The following is a 16095-nucleotide window of genomic DNA, read 5'->3' as shown; positions in this document are numbered from 1 at the left end:
GCGGTAAATGGCGCCTCGCATGTACATATTTCATATATTCAGCTCCATATCTTAAAGAGATCTATACAGCCGGTTTTTTCAAGTTTAATATAAGCTGTTTGAAAAGAAGTCTAATTTCTAATCTTCGCTCTTTTTGCCGCTGCAGATTATATTGGTATTCCAGAATAAGTTTATCCAGTTCTTGACTGTGTCTGATCGTTATTTCACTGCTTATTCCATGCTTGTCTGCAGATTGAATCATCATTTCCCTTTTCGTCTGAATTTCCAATAATAACTTTCTCCTATAAAACAACCTTATTTCCTCCTATTTCTTTTCTACATTATCTACTATTTTTTTATGGCCACTTGAAGAATTATTACAAGAATTTCTATTATTGTAAATAGATTCGCAATATTAGACATTATTTTTTCAAAATAATTGGTAATCGACAGTTTTTACACCTATTTTTAATGCTGATTCGACATTTTCCCATCATCTTCTTACATTTCTTTATAAAAATTACATTTTAAATTTACATGTTCTTCATATTCAAATAAGATATAAACAAAAAGAATGAGGAGGAAGAAAATGAAATTGAACATTTCCTGCCTGCAAATGGATATTACTTTCGGTGACCCTCAGGCGAACTTTGAAACTGCCAATAGAATGATTATGGACGCATGCTTATCTGGCAGTGATATTATTGTTCTACCTGAACTGTGGACAACTGGCTACGACTTGCAAAACCTTCCACAGCTGGCTAATATCCAAGAAGCGATCTCATTTTTACAAGATTCTGCAGTGAAGAATGATATTCATATTATTGGAGGGTCTGTTGCCAATCAGAATGGGCAAGACATTTATAATTCAATGCCTATTTTGGCAAAGGATGGACAGCTTATTCACACATACAGCAAACTGCATTTATTCAAGTTAATGGACGAACATCTATATTTGAAAGACGGACACGATACTGGTCTTTTCTCTTTAGAAGATCGCACATTTGCTGGTGTAATCTGCTATGATATTCGTTTTCCCGAATGGATTAGAAGACATGTATTAGAAGGTGCTGAGGTTCTATTTGTATCTGCTGAATGGCCGCTCAAACGACTTGATCACTGGCGTGCATTGCTGATTGCTAGAGCGATTGAAAATCAGTGCTATATTGTAGCCTGCAATCGCTCCGGAAGTGACCCTAATAATCAGTTTGCAGGGCATTCCATGATCATTGATCCATGGGGACAAGTGATTGCAGAAGCAGGGTTAGGCGAACAGATCCTGCAGGCAGAAATCGATCTTGATCAAGTTCAGCAAGTACGAAAAACCATTCCGATCTTTTTAGATCGCAAGCCAGATTTTTACTAATATGAAACAACAAAAACTCCTACAGACAAAACTGTGAGGAGTTTTTTTTCAATTTAATCTTGAAATCAGCCATGCAAAAAGTAAGGTCTTTACTCGCTTTTTGCCCACATTTCCTTTGGATTCACTTCATAAATGCCGTTATCACGATACATATATTGATTAATGATAAATTCTCTCCGAATGGTTGCATAGTCTTGGTGATATTTTTTTATATATTCATTTACTTCTTTTTCCTCATATTTTTCCCCTATTTTAAATCCTTGCATTAAATGTTCAAAAATAATTAACTTCTTCTTTCTTTGTGCTGGAATTGATTTAAGCGTACCATCTGCTGCGAAAAAATTTTTTATGACCTTGGCTGCATCATCATTTGCCATTAGGGTTAATTCCTCCTCCTCTTCTAACATTTTCACAAGTGCCTTTGCCTGGTGCTGAAGAACAGATTCGTTTAAGTAAAAGTAAATTGTGTTTTTATCTCTCCGCTGATAAACAAGATTAATATCTTTTAATTTATTTAAATGATGTGTAATCGTTGGTGGTGTTAACCCTAGTTTCCCAGCGATCGCTTGCCCATGAAGCGGTCCTTTAGCAAGAAGATGTACAATGCGTATTCTTGTCGGGTCCCCCATTGTCTTATGAAATGCTACGATTCTGTTAAGCTGCAACGTTCAATCTCCTTCCTGCTTATTTTATAATTATCTAATTAGATATATATCAAAATAATATATTTACGTCAATAAAGATCCTTGAACTACTTAGTTGTGCATGCCACTTATTTGACAATTCCCTTTTTATATCAATCACTGTCCCCAAAAAACAGCCCGCTTGCCTTAGACAGGAAGTAGGCTGTGTTAAATTTGTCTTCTAGAGCGAGGAAAAGGAGTACGGTATCAGCTAGCTGCAACTGAACTAGTGTTTAGGTATCTGCAAAACATTCAGTGGTTTAATTAAAAAATCTTTTAACCACTAAATATCATTACTCTTTTGGGCAGTTGGCAAAAGCACATGAAAAGCTGTTCCTTTTCCAACTTCACTTTCAACCTCAATCCGGCCATTATGCTCCTCTATGATCTTATAGGTGACCATTAAGCCTAATCCCGTCCCTCTCTCCTTTGTTGTATAGAATGGCTCTCCAAGCTTCTTCATTTTGTCATTGTCCATACCTGCCCCTTGATCAATGATAGAGACTTTTATATGTTCATCTTCTATTCTCTGAATATATATACTGATAAAACCTCCATCAGGCATTACCTCTATCGCGTTTTTAAGCATATTGATAAATACTTTTTTCAATTGGTTTGGCACACAGGTTATTTTGATAGTGTTATCAGAATACTGTTTAATAAATTGGATGTTATGTAAAACTGCTTGAGCAGAAAGCAAGTCAAGGGTTTGATTCATAATAGAACAGACATCTTCTTCTGAAAAACATTGTGCCTGCGGTTTGGATAGGAACAAAAACTCATTAATAATGGATTCAATTCTTTCTAATTCCGTTGTAATTACATTAAAATACATGGAAAAATCTTCTTGAACAGAACCTTCCAGCAGCTGAATAAATCCTTTTAAAGCTGTTAGCGGATTACGCACCTCGTGGGCCACTCCAGCTGCAAGCTCACCTAAAACATGTAACGTTTCTGACTTTCTAAGCTGTTCTTCAAGAATTAGCCTTTCCGAGATATCTTTCAGTGCCGTGACATTCAGCTGTGAAAAGACTTGATGCAATGTTGAAAATTCAAATGTTTTTTCTATATCATTCTTTTGCTTTAATTTAAATGTTCCTGAAACTCGGCCAATTCGATCCTTCAATTCTTGTCGCTCTAATTTGCAGTCCTTACATGAATCTTTGATAAAAGAATCAATGATTGTATCTTTATCTACACCAAGCATTTCCTTAGCAGCAGGATTCATATCAACAACCTCATATTGTTCATTCCAAAGAACGAGTCCCTCCAGGGAGCCTTCAAACAGGTTCCTGAATTTATTTTCACTCTCCGCAAGCTCTCTATCTTTAAATGCACGGTCTTCCGCAGAATAAAAAATAGCCAAATGGCAATCATCCAATATATTCAGGTTAAGTTTTATATTCAATGGCATACTCTCAACATCAGGAGTAGTAAATGTCACTTTCCCTTCAGCGGATCCATTCAGATATAAAGCATGAAAGGTAGCGTAATAATTTGGATCTTTGCATATAAAATCGTCTAATTTATACTTTTGCAAATCTGCAAGGCTCAGTCCCAACATTTTACACATAGCAGGGTTGGCAGAGATAATCATACCCTCTTGCCAGAAAAGAATCGGATCTGATGATTTCTTATAAAAGATACTGAATAATCGTTCCTTTTCCGCAAGAACTTTTGTAAATTCATTGCTGCTGCAATTCTTGTATGACGTGTTCAAATTTCCCCCTCCTATGTACGGCAGTGAATCGGCTTTCTTTCACCCTAAATAGTTCTACAAAAGAGGTAAAATACCTCTTTTCTGCTCTTCTGTTTTTATAAAATTGATTTCCACAATAATTAAAAAACGGTTCCAACTAGATTGTCAGAACCGTCCTAAATTACCCTAAATTTTAAATTTCATAATCATTACATTAAGCTGCTCAGCCAGTTCGGATAAAGATTCCACACTATCCGATATCTCTTCCATTGAATGATTCGTTTGTGTCACAGATGCACTTGTTTGTTCAATGCCAGCTGCCGACTGCTCGGAAACAGCCGCAATATTTTCAATTGAATGGTTCATACTCATAGAGCGATCAGCCACCACTTGAAGACTGTTAGAAATATCTGTCACATTGGACGACATAATATTGACTGCATTATAGATCTTTTGGAACGTCTCACCAGTAACCTCAATTTGATTCGTTCCTTCTTCCACCTGATTGTAGCCTTTTTCTAAAGATGCAACAACATTTGATGATTCTTTTTGAATATTCGTTACGATACTGGTTATATCCTTAACTGAGAAGGATACCTGTTCAGCTAATTTTCTTACTTCATCTGCCACAACCGCAAAGCCGCGGCCATGTTCTCCAGCTCGTGCCGCTTCAATGGCAGCATTTAAGGCAAGCAAGTTGGTCTGATCAGCAATTTCCTGGATTACTTTAATAAGTTTAGATATTTGCTTTGTATGATCATCCAGCCCATTCACTCGCTCTACCGAAGCTTTTACGATATCATTGATCGCAATCATTTGCTGCTGTGACTCCCGCATGAGCAAGTCGCCTGATTTTGTCATATCCAGTACTTCTGCGGAAGCACTTCTGATTTGTTCTCCACTTTTTGTCGCTGCATTAACCTTTTCTAAGTATTCTTCCATCATTTGTGCCAGTCCGGTTGCAGAGTTTGCTTGTTCTTCTGCGCCTCCTGAAAGCTCCTGCATAGTTGAAGCTACCTGCTGAGAAGCGGCTTTCACTTCACCGGCAGCCGTATTCAGTTCTCCGCTTCGATCTGTTACATACTGGGAGACAGAAGTAATTTCTTTGATGATGTTTTGCAGATTATCTTTCATGGCGTTTGTTGCCTGACTTAATTCTGCAATCTCATCCTGGCCATCATAATCCAATGATTGTACATTTAAATTCCCTGAAGCGATTTCATTGGAAACTTGTACAATTTGTCCAAGCTTTTTGGAAATGATTTTTCCGATCATCATGAGACTAGAGATCCCCAGAAAAGCAGAAACAAGAATAGAGATCCCTAATACAATCAAGGTTAGAGTTAAACTTCCCTTTGCAGCCGAAATGGCATTTGCTTGCTGTGTATGTAAGTTTTCATTTAACTCATCTAAAAGGGTCACAGTATCTGAAATTAGATTATCAACCTGCAATTTACCAAGACGGTATTCTCGCACATTCATCTGTTTTACAGCTGGTTCAATTTCATCTAGAAAGGCGGCAGATATGGTTCCATTGTTTTCAATTACTTGTTTGAATAGATCCTTATTGCGTTTTTCGGTCAACAGCGGAGAAATGACATCCGTTTGCTGATCCAGTTGAGTTGATAGTTCTGAAAAAGTTGTAAGATGCTTAGGGTTGCTATCAATAATATAATTCCCAATGGTACTTCCTTTGCGATGAAATGCTGTTGTAACTTCAGAAATATTGACTGCTCTTTCACCGGCTTCTTCAACTGTATTCATTTTAGAGCCTGCTAAGGTTAATAAAATAAACGTAATGATGGTTGAAGCAGTAAAAAGCCCTATTGTTATGAATAAAACCATTCCATATTTCTGACCCAGCTTTAACTTTTTCCACCAATTGGAGCTCATTACTTTTTGCATATGCTCCGTAATTTTTCTATCTCGTTTTTTTTCCATTTTCTTCTTTACTTTCTTTCTAGAACCTTTTAGTCCTTTCACCACATTCCCCTCCTGATCGTCTCCGAACTGCTATGCCAATAGAACTATATTTATATAACATTTTTACTATTATATAAATTCATTATAATCCATAAGATATACCTTTTGAAGAATAGTTTTAACAAAAACAATATTATTACTTTACAAACAATTAACAAAATGGGTATATACACCTATTTATTGGATAAATCTAGTATCACAACTTAGATTTACCTCTACTCTGTCTGTTTGATTCGTGTTAATTTGGGTAAATGAATATTGGTTTTTAGGGGGTCTTTAATAGAGGAGGATTTATGGAAAAAAGAAATTTCTACTTTGATAACGCGAAGTTTATTTTAATTTTCTTCGTTGTATTTGGACATCTGCTCCGCTCTTTTATTGAAGATAATGAAACAATCTTTACAGTATATAAAGTGATTTATTCCTTTCACATGCCTGCTTTTATTCTCGTTTCAGGCTTTTTTGCAAAAGGATATTATGAAAAAGGCTATATACAAAAAATTGCCAAGAAATTAATTCTGCCTTATTTGCTTTTTCAAGGCATCTATTCGCTGTTTTATTATTATCTGTACAACAGGCCTTCCATTGATATGGATCCATTTAATCCACATTGGTCCCTGTGGTTTCTTATTTCCTTATTCTGCTGGAATATCATGCTCTTATTGTTTTCTAAGTTTAAACCCGCCTATGCCATTACAGCCGCTTTGTTCATCGGATTGGCAATTGGGTATGTGGATTGGGTTTCCAACTATTTAAGCTTATCAAGGACCTTTGTATTTTTCCCATTATTTTTAGCAGGCTACTTTCTTAAGAAGGAGCATTTAGCTCTTATAATGAGACCGTCAGCAAGAGCTTCTGCAATAGGTATTTTTGCGATTGCAACAGCACTTTTTTACCTGTATCCAGACATTAACTATCAATGGCTTCTCGGAAGCAAACCATATGCAGAAATGGGTGCAGCTTCGTTTACTGCAGTTCTAACCAGACTTGGATTCTATCTATTAAGCTTTCTCATGGTTTTTAGTTTTCTTGCATGTGTGCCAAAAGGACAATATTTCTTTACTAGACTTGGCAAAAACACCTTGTATGTGTATTTATTGCATGGCTTTATCGTTAGGCTCTTTAGAGAAAGCGACCTGCAGAATTACTTTAACGAGCCTGAGCAATTTCTCATGCTCGCGAGTATCTCACTGCTGCTGACTTTATTGCTGTCAAGCGGGCTTGCAACCGCCCTGACACAGCCTCTGATTGAGCTTAAGACCGCAAAACTACACATGTTAAAAGCTCGCCTTTCGGCAATGCTTAAATTTTATCGGAACAAACGATTAAATTAATAATTTGGGGCTGAGTTTCTCTCTATGAACTCAGCCCTTTTATAATTCTGTGTGAGTGAGTATTTCGTTTGACCAGGACCACTTTGCCATTTTATAATAAATAATCGACGCTCATGTTACATACCATGTCCCAGTAGCTCAGCAGGATAGAGCGACAGCCTCCTAAGCTGTAGGTCGTAGGTTCGATTCCTATCTGGGACGCTCAAAAGAAACAGCCGTAAACCCTTGGTGTTATTGGGTTTGACGGCTGTTTTATTTTCGAAACAAACGTTCTCTTTTCTGAATTATTTTCGGCATTGGCGTCTGTTCAAAAAGACGCTCAATTATGGCTATACAACATACCCCATCTCTTCTAAACATTCAGTATTAGGGAATCTTGAACAATATAGCTGCACTACTTTAATAAATAATGCAACAATATTAATCTACTTTCCATTATCTTCCTATGTATTTTCATTCACACAATTATCCTGCCCTTAAGTAAAATTACTTCCTAATAATTATTATCCTAAAACATTCTTAATCTTTCTAAATCTGGAAGTTATAATATCAACACAAGCGCGTTTTTACGTTATAATGAAGAAAATTCACCATTGAGACAAGCTTCTAAGAGCTTACAGAGACTAAACTGCATTCGCAAGGAATCTAAACTAGCTACAGATCCTAATTACTATTCTGCAGCTTCTTGAAAGTCTAATAAGAAAAATGGAGGGATTTATTTTGAGCACCATTTCATTAAAAAAGAAAGCAGCTGGAATCGTTTTAGAGAAAAAGAATCTTAAAGGTGTTGTGGCAAGAGTTGGTCTTGTTTTAGATATTTCTGGCTCTATGCGGAGATTATACCGTGAAGGAGTTGTTCAGGAAGCTGTCGAACGCGTTTTAGCTGTTGCCAGTCAGTTTGATGACGATGGGGCATTAGATGTGTGGGTTTATGACAACGAGTTCACCAGATTACCAGCTGTAACAGAAGAAGAAATTGCAGATTATGTAAATCAGCAGATTTTAGCAAATGACTCCATCCATAAGTTCGGCAGAAACGACGAACCAAAAGTCATGGAAGATGTAATCCAAAAATATATAAATGAAGAACCAGGTGATGATCCTGTGTTCCTAGTATTTATAAACGATGGAGGCTGTAAGCCCGGTATTAAGAAGTTTATCGTTGAATCATCTGTTCAGCCTATTTTCTGGCAGTTCATCGGAATTGGAGATGCTAATTTTGATGTATTGAAGAAATTGGATACGATGGAGGGAAGAGTTGTTGATAATGCGAATTTCTTTCATTTGAGTAACCTGGAACATGTATCTGATGAAGAATTATATGACCAACTATTGAATGAATTTCCGCTTTGGATTAAAGAGGCGAAGGAAAAGAGAATTTTGCGTTAATAGCTTTTAATTTAATCTATTTAGATAAGCTATGTTCATGAACACAGCTAAAGATAGATCATCCATCCTAAGCAGCAAATGTAGATTTAATAAGATAAAAATGCAGCCTTTAATATGGCTGTATTTTCTTTGTTTTAAGGCCGCATTTCCATTATGCATGATGTAAGACTATAACCAAATCCAAATTAGATATTATGCACAATTAATTATGGAAATGATGCTAGGCGCGATGCTTAACAAGCTAAGACCATCAACACTGCCAATCGATAAAGTTGATTGTCTTAGCTTATTGATATAACGACTATAATCTTCTTCCATTCAGCACTAAATTCAGATACTCTATTTCATCAAAGGTAAGGTTTTTAGCAGCCGCTTTCTTTTCCCATTGATCTGATGAGAGGATTTGATTCTCGCGTGCTCTTTTATAAATGGAAGCCGCTTCTTTCCACTGCCAGTCTGCCCAGTTTGGTATCATTCCGGATAACTTCCTTTCATTTGCGGTTGGATTTTGACCTTCTTGCAGATAATCTAATGGATTAACTGCATTCGACTTCGCTGCGTTCCATGTGCCTCTATGCAGTTCAAAATGTAAATGCTGTCCAGTCGTCTGTCCTGTGTTTCCCATAATTCCTATTACCTGTCCCTGTTTAACCGTTTCGCCTTGTACCACTTTTCTGCTGCCTTTTTGCATATGGGCATATAATGTTTCCCATGTTTCTCCATTTAAATTATGCCGCAGGATGATACATTCCCCGTAACTTGGTGACCTATATGATCTTGTAACAGTCCCAGCTGCTGCTGCAAAAATCTCATGAGTTCCAGAGTCGGCAAAGTCAACCCCATGGTGATTGGTTCTGTTTGGCAGTCTAAATCCAGACGTAATTCTTCTTACTGTTGTTGGATAAATAAACATAAATATCACCTACCTACTAGTAAGATATTCTTTGATAGACCTGCCCGTGTGGACAACCTTTTTATTTCATTCCAGTTTGTACACTTTCTCTCAGACTAGTTCATGTATAACTAGAAGCAATACTACCTGCTGAAAAAAGATCATGCTTCAAATTTTATAATCTTCACAAATACGTCGATTTTAAAACTTCTGACTCATTTTCAATATTATAAAATGATTTTAATACCTTAATTAAATGGAGATGATTAAATGAAGTTGGTACATCGTAAATCATTTGCATGTTATTTATTATTGAGTTTGCACATTTTCTTAGCAATTGGCGCTTTTATCGGTGGTGGTGCGCTGCTTATCTTCCCTGACGGCTCCATTTTATCCTTGCCCCTTGAAATACTGCAGAACAGCCCTTTTCAGAATTACTTCTTACCTGGACTAATCTTATTTAGTGCATTTGGTATTTTCCCTTTAATAACTGCAATTTTTCTAAGCTCAAAAAAACCTATAAAAGCATTTGAAAAACTTAGTATCTATAAGTCCATGCACTGGTCGTGGAATTTTTCTTTCTATATTGGAATTATGTTAATCATATGGATTATGGTACAAATATTAATCATGCAGGCTGTTGTATTTATTCACATCTTCTATATCCTTCTAGGATTTTTCATTATTGTGATTACCTTTCTCTCCTCTGTTAGAGCGTTTTGCCTAATCAATTAACAGTAAATAACGCATTTCTATGAATATTTCTCAAAATCAATAACATAATATACTTAGTTTAATACTCACTAAGGAGAACCTATTATGGCGGAAAATCAAATAAAGCAATTTGATCAAATCGTAAAAATGGGCGAACAGGCACAAAAGGCATTAAATGATTATTGGTTAGAATTCTCACTTTATACATCCTTTGAATATTGGTTAATGGTTTCTATATTAATCGTTCCACTTATCATTTTATTTTTTAGAATAGATAAGAACCAAATCTTCCTAATGGGGTTTTATGGTTATAGTGTTCATGTCATTTTTGGGTATGTTGATTTATACACTAAGAATTCCGGTTTCTTAAATTATCCCTTCCCAGTCATCCCTATGCTTCCAGGTATATCACTTGATTCAAGCTTTGTACCCGTAACATTTATGCTTGTCTACCAATGGGTCGTAAATCACCAAAAAAATTATATTCTTTATATGAGTATAACTTCAGCATTTCTCGCATTTATATTTAAGCCGATTATGGTTGCATTAGGGCTTATTAGACTTTATGGCAACACTAATTATTTCTACCTCTTTCTTGCCTATCTATTGGTCATAACGATCGCTAAATTTTTGACAAATATATTTTTGTGGATGGAAAAGAAATTTAATAATGAAACAGCTGATGCCCAGCACGAATAAGTTAGAACCCGTCCTTCCGAAGAAAAAGCACCTCTGATATAACATTAAATAATTCAATTCTATTTAACATTGATGATTTTATTCTGTAATTCCCCTAGTATAACTGTGATTTCCATTTTTTCAACACATCTTTCCCTTTAGCCTCTCCTGTATTTCCGTTCAAGAATCCTATATAATAAGATGCTGATACGCTATATAAGGAGACACTTTTAATGAAAACAATTCTTACAACTTTAAATGCAAAATATATTCATACCAACATTGCGATCCGATATTTAAAGGCATATGCTGAGCCTGAGTATCCGGTTGAAATCACTGAATATACCATTAAAGATCCAGTAATGAATATTGTTACTGATCTGATTTCCAAAAAACCGAAAATCATAGGTTTCAGCTGCTATATATGGAATATTGAAGAAACCATTAAAGTGGTTAAAATTTTGAAGAAGATAGATCCTGATATCCAAATCATTGTTGGCGGTCCTGAGGTTTCATATGATGTTTTACATTGGATGGAGAACGTTAATGAATTTGATTATATTGTTCTTGGTGAAGGAGAAGAGACATTTAAACAACTCCTGAAAGAACTGCATGAGAATCTGCAGCTGGAAAATGTGTTTGGCATTGCTTTTAGAAAAGATGGCAAGGTCAAAATCAACCCGCAGCGAAACAAGCTGGATTTAAAAACACTTCCTTCTCCCTTCCGTTTTGAAGAAGACCAAAAAGATCTATCGAAACGGGTCATTTATATTGAAACAAGCAGAGGCTGTCCATTCAGCTGCCAATTCTGTCTCTCTTCTATTGAGGTTGGTGTTCGCTATTTTGATCGCGAAAAAATAAAAGATGATATCCGTTATTTAATGCAAAATGGTGTTAAAACGATTAAATTTGTAGACAGAACCTTTAATATCAGCAGAAGCTACGCAATGGAAATGTTCCAGTTTTTAATTGATGAGCATTTGCCGGGAACTGTTTTTCAGTTTGAAATCACTGCAGATATCATGCGTCCAGAAGTCATCGAATTTTTGAACAAGGAAGCTCCTCCTGGTTTATTCCGATTTGAAATTGGTGTGCAGTCAACCAATGATTTTACAAATGAACTTGTTAAACGGAAACAGAATTTTGCTAAGTTATCCCGTACAGTCACTATGGTTAAAGACGGCGGTAAAATTGACCAGCACTTAGACCTCATTGCAGGTTTACCTGAAGAAAATTATGACTCATTTAAACAGACATTTAATGATGTCTTTGCTATGAGACCAGAGGAACTTCAGCTAGGGTTTTTAAAAATGCTGCGCGGAACGGGTCTCCGCTTAGATGCTGAAAAGCATAACTATATCTATATGGATCATTCTCCGTATGAAATACTCGGGAATAACGTGTTAAGCTTTGATGAAATTATTAAAATTAAACAAGTAGAGGACGTGCTGGAAAAATACTGGAATGATCACCGCATGGACTTTACTGTGGAATATTTGGTTTCACATGTATTCCAAACTCCTTTCGACTTTTTCCAGGAGTTCGGAACCTATTGGGAACAAAAAGGCTGGTCAAGGATTGGCCATCAGCTCGAGGATTTATATAAACGCCTTTATGAATTTTTGGAGAATACACAAATCGCGCAGCTTCCTATTATTGAAGGGTTAATGAAATTTGATTACTTATCTAAACAAAAATATAAACCAAGAAAACCATGGTGGAAACAGTCATTTACACAGGATAAACGTTCTGCTCTTTATCGTTCAATTATTGAAAATCCTTCAATTTTAGGCAATGAGTTTAAAGAGCTTGAACTCACTGAAAAAGAGTTGTATAAACATACGATGCTTGATACACTATCTTTTCGTCTTGAACCCTACTTTCATGATGAAATCATTGATGAGACACCATCAGCGATGCTTGTTTATTTTGATCCAAAAACAGAGAAACCGTCTATTTTTTATACAAGCATATAATAAAACAGCCTAGCTCATTGCTAGGCTGTTTTAGTTTTAATAAACTGCTATTCACAGTTTTTCTCTTTTGTATCTTTTTCTTTTTTGCTCATATGCGGAATATCAAACATTTTTGATGCATTCATACCTCCGCTAAATTCAATGCCGAATTCAACATTTGCATTTTCTGTATTATTAAAAGTATCACGCTGTTTTTTCTTCATTCGCCTTGTTTTCCCTTTTTCGAATTTCGGTTTGCACCCTTCATGGGATTCTCTCCAGAACTAAATTCTGCTGAAAATTCTGTTTCATGCATATTTTCTTTTGGTGTTTTGCTGTATTTTTCAACTGCATCAAATTGTGCTTTGCGTTTAGCCATGTGCTGTATCCTCCTCATTTGTTAACTTTATTACCTTTATATTGTGCTACTTTTGGCAGGAAGACATGCTTTTTGTGTAAGAAAACTTTTCTATTTGCAAACTTTAGAATTTGAATAAAAAGGTCCTTTCATTTATTGATCAATCTTGCGCTTTATACCCTCTTCAAAATCAAAACAAAACCCGACCGCTTAGACAGCTCCTTAATCAAAGGTTCTGTTAATCGATCGGGTTTAAAAAGCAATTTTTATCTTTCTGCTTCAATCTATTATCCAATAATCACACGCTCTTTTGGATAGTGATAATTTGGTTTGGTCATTTTGCCGCCAATGATGAATATGAAGGATGTGAGACCAATCCTTCCTATAAACATTAATAGCATAATCACCGTTTTGCCAATTGAACTTAGTTCAGGTGTTATGCCCATTGAAAGACCTGTTGTACCAAATGCTGAAGAAACCTCAAAGATGATTTCAATTAACTCTAAATGCGATTCAGTAATGCTTAAAATCATGACCGACAACAGGCACATCCCTGAAGCAAGAATGGTGATTACAAGAGATTTTAATATATCAGCTTCGTGAAGCTCACGGCGGAAAATCTTCACTTCCCGATTTCCTTTGGCAAAATGATAAATAAATAAGATGTTTAAAGCAAAGGTTGTTGTCCTAATACCTCCACCTACAGAACTTGGTGATGCCCCAATAAACATTAAAAAACTTAGGATCAAAAGGGTTGGCATCGTAAACTCACTCACATCCATGGTTGATAAGCCGCCGCTTCTAGTTGTTGCTGATTGAAAAAAGGCATAGAAAAAGCTTTTATGCCAAGGGATATCTTTCAAGTAATGCTGAAACTCCAAAACCAATATAATAAGAGTCCCAAAAATCAGCAGACATCCATAGGTAACGGTTGTCAGCTTTGTAAATAAAGAAAAACGATACGAATAATGTAGCTCTGATCGCTTTGTAAATAAGTATTCCTTTACCTCAATTAATACTGGAAAACCAATTGCACCTAATGTAATAAGAATGATATTAATCAGCTGTACAAAATAGTCGTTTGCAAATGGCACTAAAGAATTGCCTGTAATAGACATACCTCCATTGGTTGTCGCACTGACTGCAGCGAATAAACCATGTAAAAAGGCTTCTTCCCATGTTCCATAATATTTCAGAAAATGAAAACCTAAAATAAAGGCACCTACTAGCTCAATAACAAGAATAATCTTAATAATTTCGCGGATTAAGTTCACTAAGCCTGATAATGCAAACTGATTATGATCGGCCATAATTAAGCGTCTGCTTCTCAGTCCGATTTTTCTTCCTAATAGGATCCAGAAAAATGTCCCTAATGCCATAATGCCAATACCGCCAAATTGCAAAATAAACATAATAACAAAGTATCCAAATAAGCTATATGTTTCAGATATTTCAACGACCGTTAATCCTGTTACACTAACGGCACTAACCGCTGTAAATACTGTATCAATAAATGCAACCTCTACGCCAGGCAAGTGGACACCAGGCAAACGCAATAGGGCCACAGCCACTGATACGGCTAATAAATAATATCCCGATATTACTTGTGCAGGCGTACGCTTATTAAGCCAGCCACGCAGTTTTATCCACATCCTAAACGTCCTTTCAGCCTTGTCTACCAACTATCATAAAGAATTCAGCCTAATTTTAAAAGCAATAATAAAAACTTCCTAGCGAAAATACATTATGTCATAATAAAATCACAAGGATTGATATTTACTTCAATCTCATGGTATCAGCTATATAACAAAGTATTTCCAAGACGAACAATTTTAACTAAAAGATATCCTTTAGGTCAAATGAATAGGCAGGTGCTATTTTATCATGTTATCAGCACATCTGGCAGAAAAAATTATATCTGAAGTAAAAAAACTGCTAACCGAAGATATTATTATTGTGAGCAAGAGCGGCACCATCATGGCAAGCACCGATAAAAGAAGAATAGGAAATTACCATGAAGGTGCACTGCTGGCAGCAAAAGATGGAGAATCCCGCATCATTACAGAAGAGGACGAAAAGCACCTGGCTGGTGTAAAAGCAGGAATTAACCTTCCAGTATTCTTAAATAATGAAGTCATCGGTGTCATTGGAATTACGGGCTCTCCCTCTGATGTTTCTCCATTTGGCGTCATCATCCAAAAAATGACCGAGCTGCTCATTCAGGAAAATCATTATTCAGAACTATTCCAGTGGGAAACTCGAGCGCTCGAAGGGTTTGTGTTTGAATGGCTTCAGCAAAGATCCATGGATGCATCCTTCTTAGAGCGGGCACGTCTATTAGAAATTAATCTTGAAAGCAAAAGACAAATCATCCTCCTCCAGTGGCCTCAGCGCTTGGAGCCTCTGTTACGAAATAAATGGGTGCAGCTGCTCGAATGGCCGGAAAAGAAAAGCAATGACCTGTTTGTGCGCTGGGGAAATGAGCGGATGATTTTATTGCTTGAGGTTAACGAGACCATTCAATCAAGAGAAAAAATTAAAAGATTTATCCAATTTAGCAATAGCATAATCCCCGGACTTCAAGCCGGTGTGGGACGGGCTGTTGATGGCATCCATGTAACTCAATCGCTGCAGCAGGCAGAGCGGGCATTAAAGTCAATTGTAGATGATCAATTTTTCTGCTTTGATGAAGATTTAATTCTCGAACTGATTCTTGACGAATTATCTGCTGAAACAAAGAAAGATTATCTTGAGAAGACCATTTCCCCAATCCTAGAAGAAGATGATTTGTTGATTACAATGGAAGAACTATTTCGGCAAAATCATTCTCTAAAAAAAACAGCGGAAGCCCTCCATATTCATATAAATACCCTTCATTACAGAATAAATAAAATAAAAACTCTGACTGGATTAAGCTTAAATCAAATCTACGATGCGTCAGCACTTTATTTAGCTTTTTTAATATTAGAGAAATCTACAAAAAATTGAGCAAATTACATATAAATTTCATTTGTTTATACATAGCAGGTTAGCACCTGCTTTTTTTATACTTAAATAAGGTGAAG

Annotated in this window: 14 protein-coding genes, 1 tRNA gene and 1 pseudogene; 8 read left to right on the top strand and 8 right to left on the bottom strand. The window is 36.1% G+C overall.

Translation table 11 applies throughout. The features are described 5' to 3' along the window. Window positions 1–61: 61 nt before the first annotated feature. Window positions 62–268, bottom strand: a complete 207-nt coding sequence (locus F7732_RS01165) for an aspartyl-phosphate phosphatase Spo0E family protein (RefSeq protein WP_240056495.1) — start codon at window positions 266–268, stop codon at window positions 62–64. A 300-nt stretch (window positions 269–568) separates the two neighbouring features. On the opposite strand from F7732_RS01165, the gene F7732_RS01160 reads away from it, so the two are divergent. Next, window positions 569–1345: a carbon-nitrogen family hydrolase gene (locus F7732_RS01160; RefSeq protein ID WP_151571887.1), complete on the top strand. Its 777-nt coding sequence runs from the start codon at window positions 569–571 to the stop codon at window positions 1343–1345. A gap of 89 nt (window positions 1346–1434) precedes the next feature. On the opposite strand, the gene F7732_RS01155 is transcribed toward F7732_RS01160, so the two are convergent. The 3 genes from F7732_RS01155 to F7732_RS01145 form a co-directional block, all read right to left on the bottom strand. Further along, on the bottom strand, window positions 1435–2010 hold the full coding sequence (locus F7732_RS01155; protein WP_151571886.1) for a DUF2087 domain-containing protein: 576 nt from the start codon (window positions 2008–2010) through the stop codon (window positions 1435–1437). Window positions 2011–2311: 301 nt separating this feature from the next. After that, the gene (locus F7732_RS01150) at window positions 2312–3748 is read right to left on the bottom strand and encodes a PAS domain-containing sensor histidine kinase (RefSeq protein ID WP_151571885.1); all 1437 of its coding nucleotides are present in this window, start codon (window positions 3746–3748) and stop codon (window positions 2312–2314) included. Window positions 3749–3913: 165 nt separating this feature from the next. Continuing rightward, complete coding sequence (locus F7732_RS01145) at window positions 3914–5668, bottom strand: methyl-accepting chemotaxis protein (RefSeq protein WP_151572571.1); 1755 nt, start codon at window positions 5666–5668, stop codon at window positions 3914–3916. A 335-nt stretch (window positions 5669–6003) separates the two neighbouring features. On the opposite strand from F7732_RS01145, the gene F7732_RS01140 reads away from it, so the two are divergent. The 3 genes from F7732_RS01140 to F7732_RS01130 all read left to right on the top strand — a co-directional run bounded on the left by F7732_RS01140 (window position 6004) and on the right by F7732_RS01130 (window position 8433). Beyond that, window positions 6004–7044 carry an acyltransferase family protein gene (locus tag F7732_RS01140; RefSeq protein ID WP_151571884.1) on the top strand — a complete coding sequence of 347 codons (1041 nt, stop codon included), beginning with the start codon at window positions 6004–6006 and terminating at the stop codon, window positions 7042–7044. Between the two features lie 127 nt (window positions 7045–7171). Then, window positions 7172–7245: transfer RNA gene (locus tag F7732_RS01135), tRNA-Arg, on the top strand. A 519-nt stretch (window positions 7246–7764) separates the two neighbouring features. Beyond that, window positions 7765–8433, top strand: coding sequence for a vWA domain-containing protein (locus F7732_RS01130; protein WP_151571883.1), 669 nt, complete (start codon window positions 7765–7767; stop codon window positions 8431–8433). Between the two features lie 511 nt (window positions 8434–8944). On the opposite strand, the pseudogene F7732_RS01125 reads toward F7732_RS01130, so the two are convergent. Then, window positions 8945–9352 (bottom strand): annotated as a pseudogene (locus F7732_RS01125) (M23 family metallopeptidase); the annotation flags it as partial. A 243-nt stretch (window positions 9353–9595) separates the two neighbouring features. On the opposite strand from F7732_RS01125, the gene F7732_RS01120 reads away from it, so the two are divergent. The 3 genes from F7732_RS01120 (at window position 9596) to F7732_RS01110 (ending at window position 12693) form a co-directional block, all read left to right on the top strand. Continuing rightward, complete coding sequence (locus F7732_RS01120) at window positions 9596–10060, top strand: hypothetical protein (RefSeq protein ID WP_151571882.1); 465 nt, start codon at window positions 9596–9598, stop codon at window positions 10058–10060. Between the two features lie 84 nt (window positions 10061–10144). Continuing rightward, on the top strand, window positions 10145–10738 hold the full coding sequence (locus F7732_RS01115) for a hypothetical protein (RefSeq protein WP_151571881.1): 594 nt from the start codon (window positions 10145–10147) through the stop codon (window positions 10736–10738). Between the two features lie 212 nt (window positions 10739–10950). Then, complete coding sequence (locus F7732_RS01110; protein WP_151571880.1) at window positions 10951–12693, top strand: B12-binding domain-containing radical SAM protein; 1743 nt, start codon at window positions 10951–10953, stop codon at window positions 12691–12693. A gap of 47 nt (window positions 12694–12740) precedes the next feature. On the opposite strand, the gene F7732_RS22515 is transcribed toward F7732_RS01110, so the two are convergent. The 3 genes from F7732_RS22515 to F7732_RS01105 all read right to left on the bottom strand — a co-directional run bounded on the left by F7732_RS22515 (window position 12741) and on the right by F7732_RS01105 (window position 14682). Then, the gene (locus F7732_RS22515) at window positions 12741–12896 is read right to left on the bottom strand and encodes a hypothetical protein (RefSeq protein WP_161598820.1); all 156 of its coding nucleotides are present in this window, start codon (window positions 12894–12896) and stop codon (window positions 12741–12743) included. After that, a complete protein-coding gene (locus F7732_RS22770) occupies window positions 12893–13051 on the bottom strand; it encodes a hypothetical protein (RefSeq protein ID WP_192912977.1) in 159 nt (52 codons plus the stop codon). The genes F7732_RS22515 and F7732_RS22770 overlap by 4 nt, the downstream gene beginning before the upstream one ends. A gap of 266 nt (window positions 13052–13317) precedes the next feature. Continuing rightward, complete coding sequence (locus F7732_RS01105) at window positions 13318–14682, bottom strand: TrkH family potassium uptake protein (RefSeq protein WP_151571879.1); 1365 nt, start codon at window positions 14680–14682, stop codon at window positions 13318–13320. Window positions 14683–14914: 232 nt separating this feature from the next. Here F7732_RS01105 and F7732_RS01100 point away from each other — a divergent pair, with 232 nt between their 5' ends. Further along, window positions 14915–16018 (top strand): CdaR family transcriptional regulator, encoded by a 1104-nt coding sequence (locus F7732_RS01100; RefSeq protein WP_151571878.1) that lies wholly within the window; start codon window positions 14915–14917, stop codon window positions 16016–16018. The last annotated feature ends 77 nt before the right edge of the window (window positions 16019–16095 follow it).

The organism is Bacillus mesophilum, assembly GCF_008923265.1.
Classification (GTDB): domain Bacteria; phylum Bacillota; class Bacilli; order Bacillales; family Cytobacillaceae; genus Cytobacillus; species Cytobacillus mesophilum.
Note: the sequence above shows the minus strand (reverse complement) of the source record. Positions and strands in the feature narration are given on the sequence as shown.

Excerpts from the sequence above, each read along its gene's own strand:
- F7732_RS01160 (WP_151571887.1), top strand. The coding sequence starts at position 569 with ATGAAATTGAACATTTCCTGCCTGCAAATGGATATTACTTTCGGTGAC.
- F7732_RS01145 (WP_151572571.1), bottom strand. The coding sequence starts at position 5,668 with ATGGAAAAAAAACGAGATAGAAAAATTACGGAGCATATGCAAAAAGTA.
- F7732_RS01140 (WP_151571884.1), top strand. The coding sequence starts at position 6,004 with ATGGAAAAAAGAAATTTCTACTTTGATAACGCGAAGTTTATTTTAATT.
- F7732_RS01120 (WP_151571882.1), top strand. The coding sequence starts at position 9,596 with ATGAAGTTGGTACATCGTAAATCATTTGCATGTTATTTATTATTGAGT.
- F7732_RS01115 (WP_151571881.1), top strand. The coding sequence starts at position 10,145 with ATGGCGGAAAATCAAATAAAGCAATTTGATCAAATCGTAAAAATGGGC.
- F7732_RS01110 (WP_151571880.1), top strand. The coding sequence starts at position 10,951 with ATGAAAACAATTCTTACAACTTTAAATGCAAAATATATTCATACCAAC.
- F7732_RS22515 (WP_161598820.1), bottom strand. The coding sequence starts at position 12,896 with ATGAAGAAAAAACAGCGTGATACTTTTAATAATACAGAAAATGCAAAT.
- F7732_RS22770 (WP_192912977.1), bottom strand. The coding sequence starts at position 13,051 with ATGGCTAAACGCAAAGCACAATTTGATGCAGTTGAAAAATACAGCAAA.
- F7732_RS01105 (WP_151571879.1), bottom strand. The coding sequence starts at position 14,682 with ATGTGGATAAAACTGCGTGGCTGGCTTAATAAGCGTACGCCTGCACAA.
- F7732_RS01100 (WP_151571878.1), top strand. The coding sequence starts at position 14,915 with ATGTTATCAGCACATCTGGCAGAAAAAATTATATCTGAAGTAAAAAAA.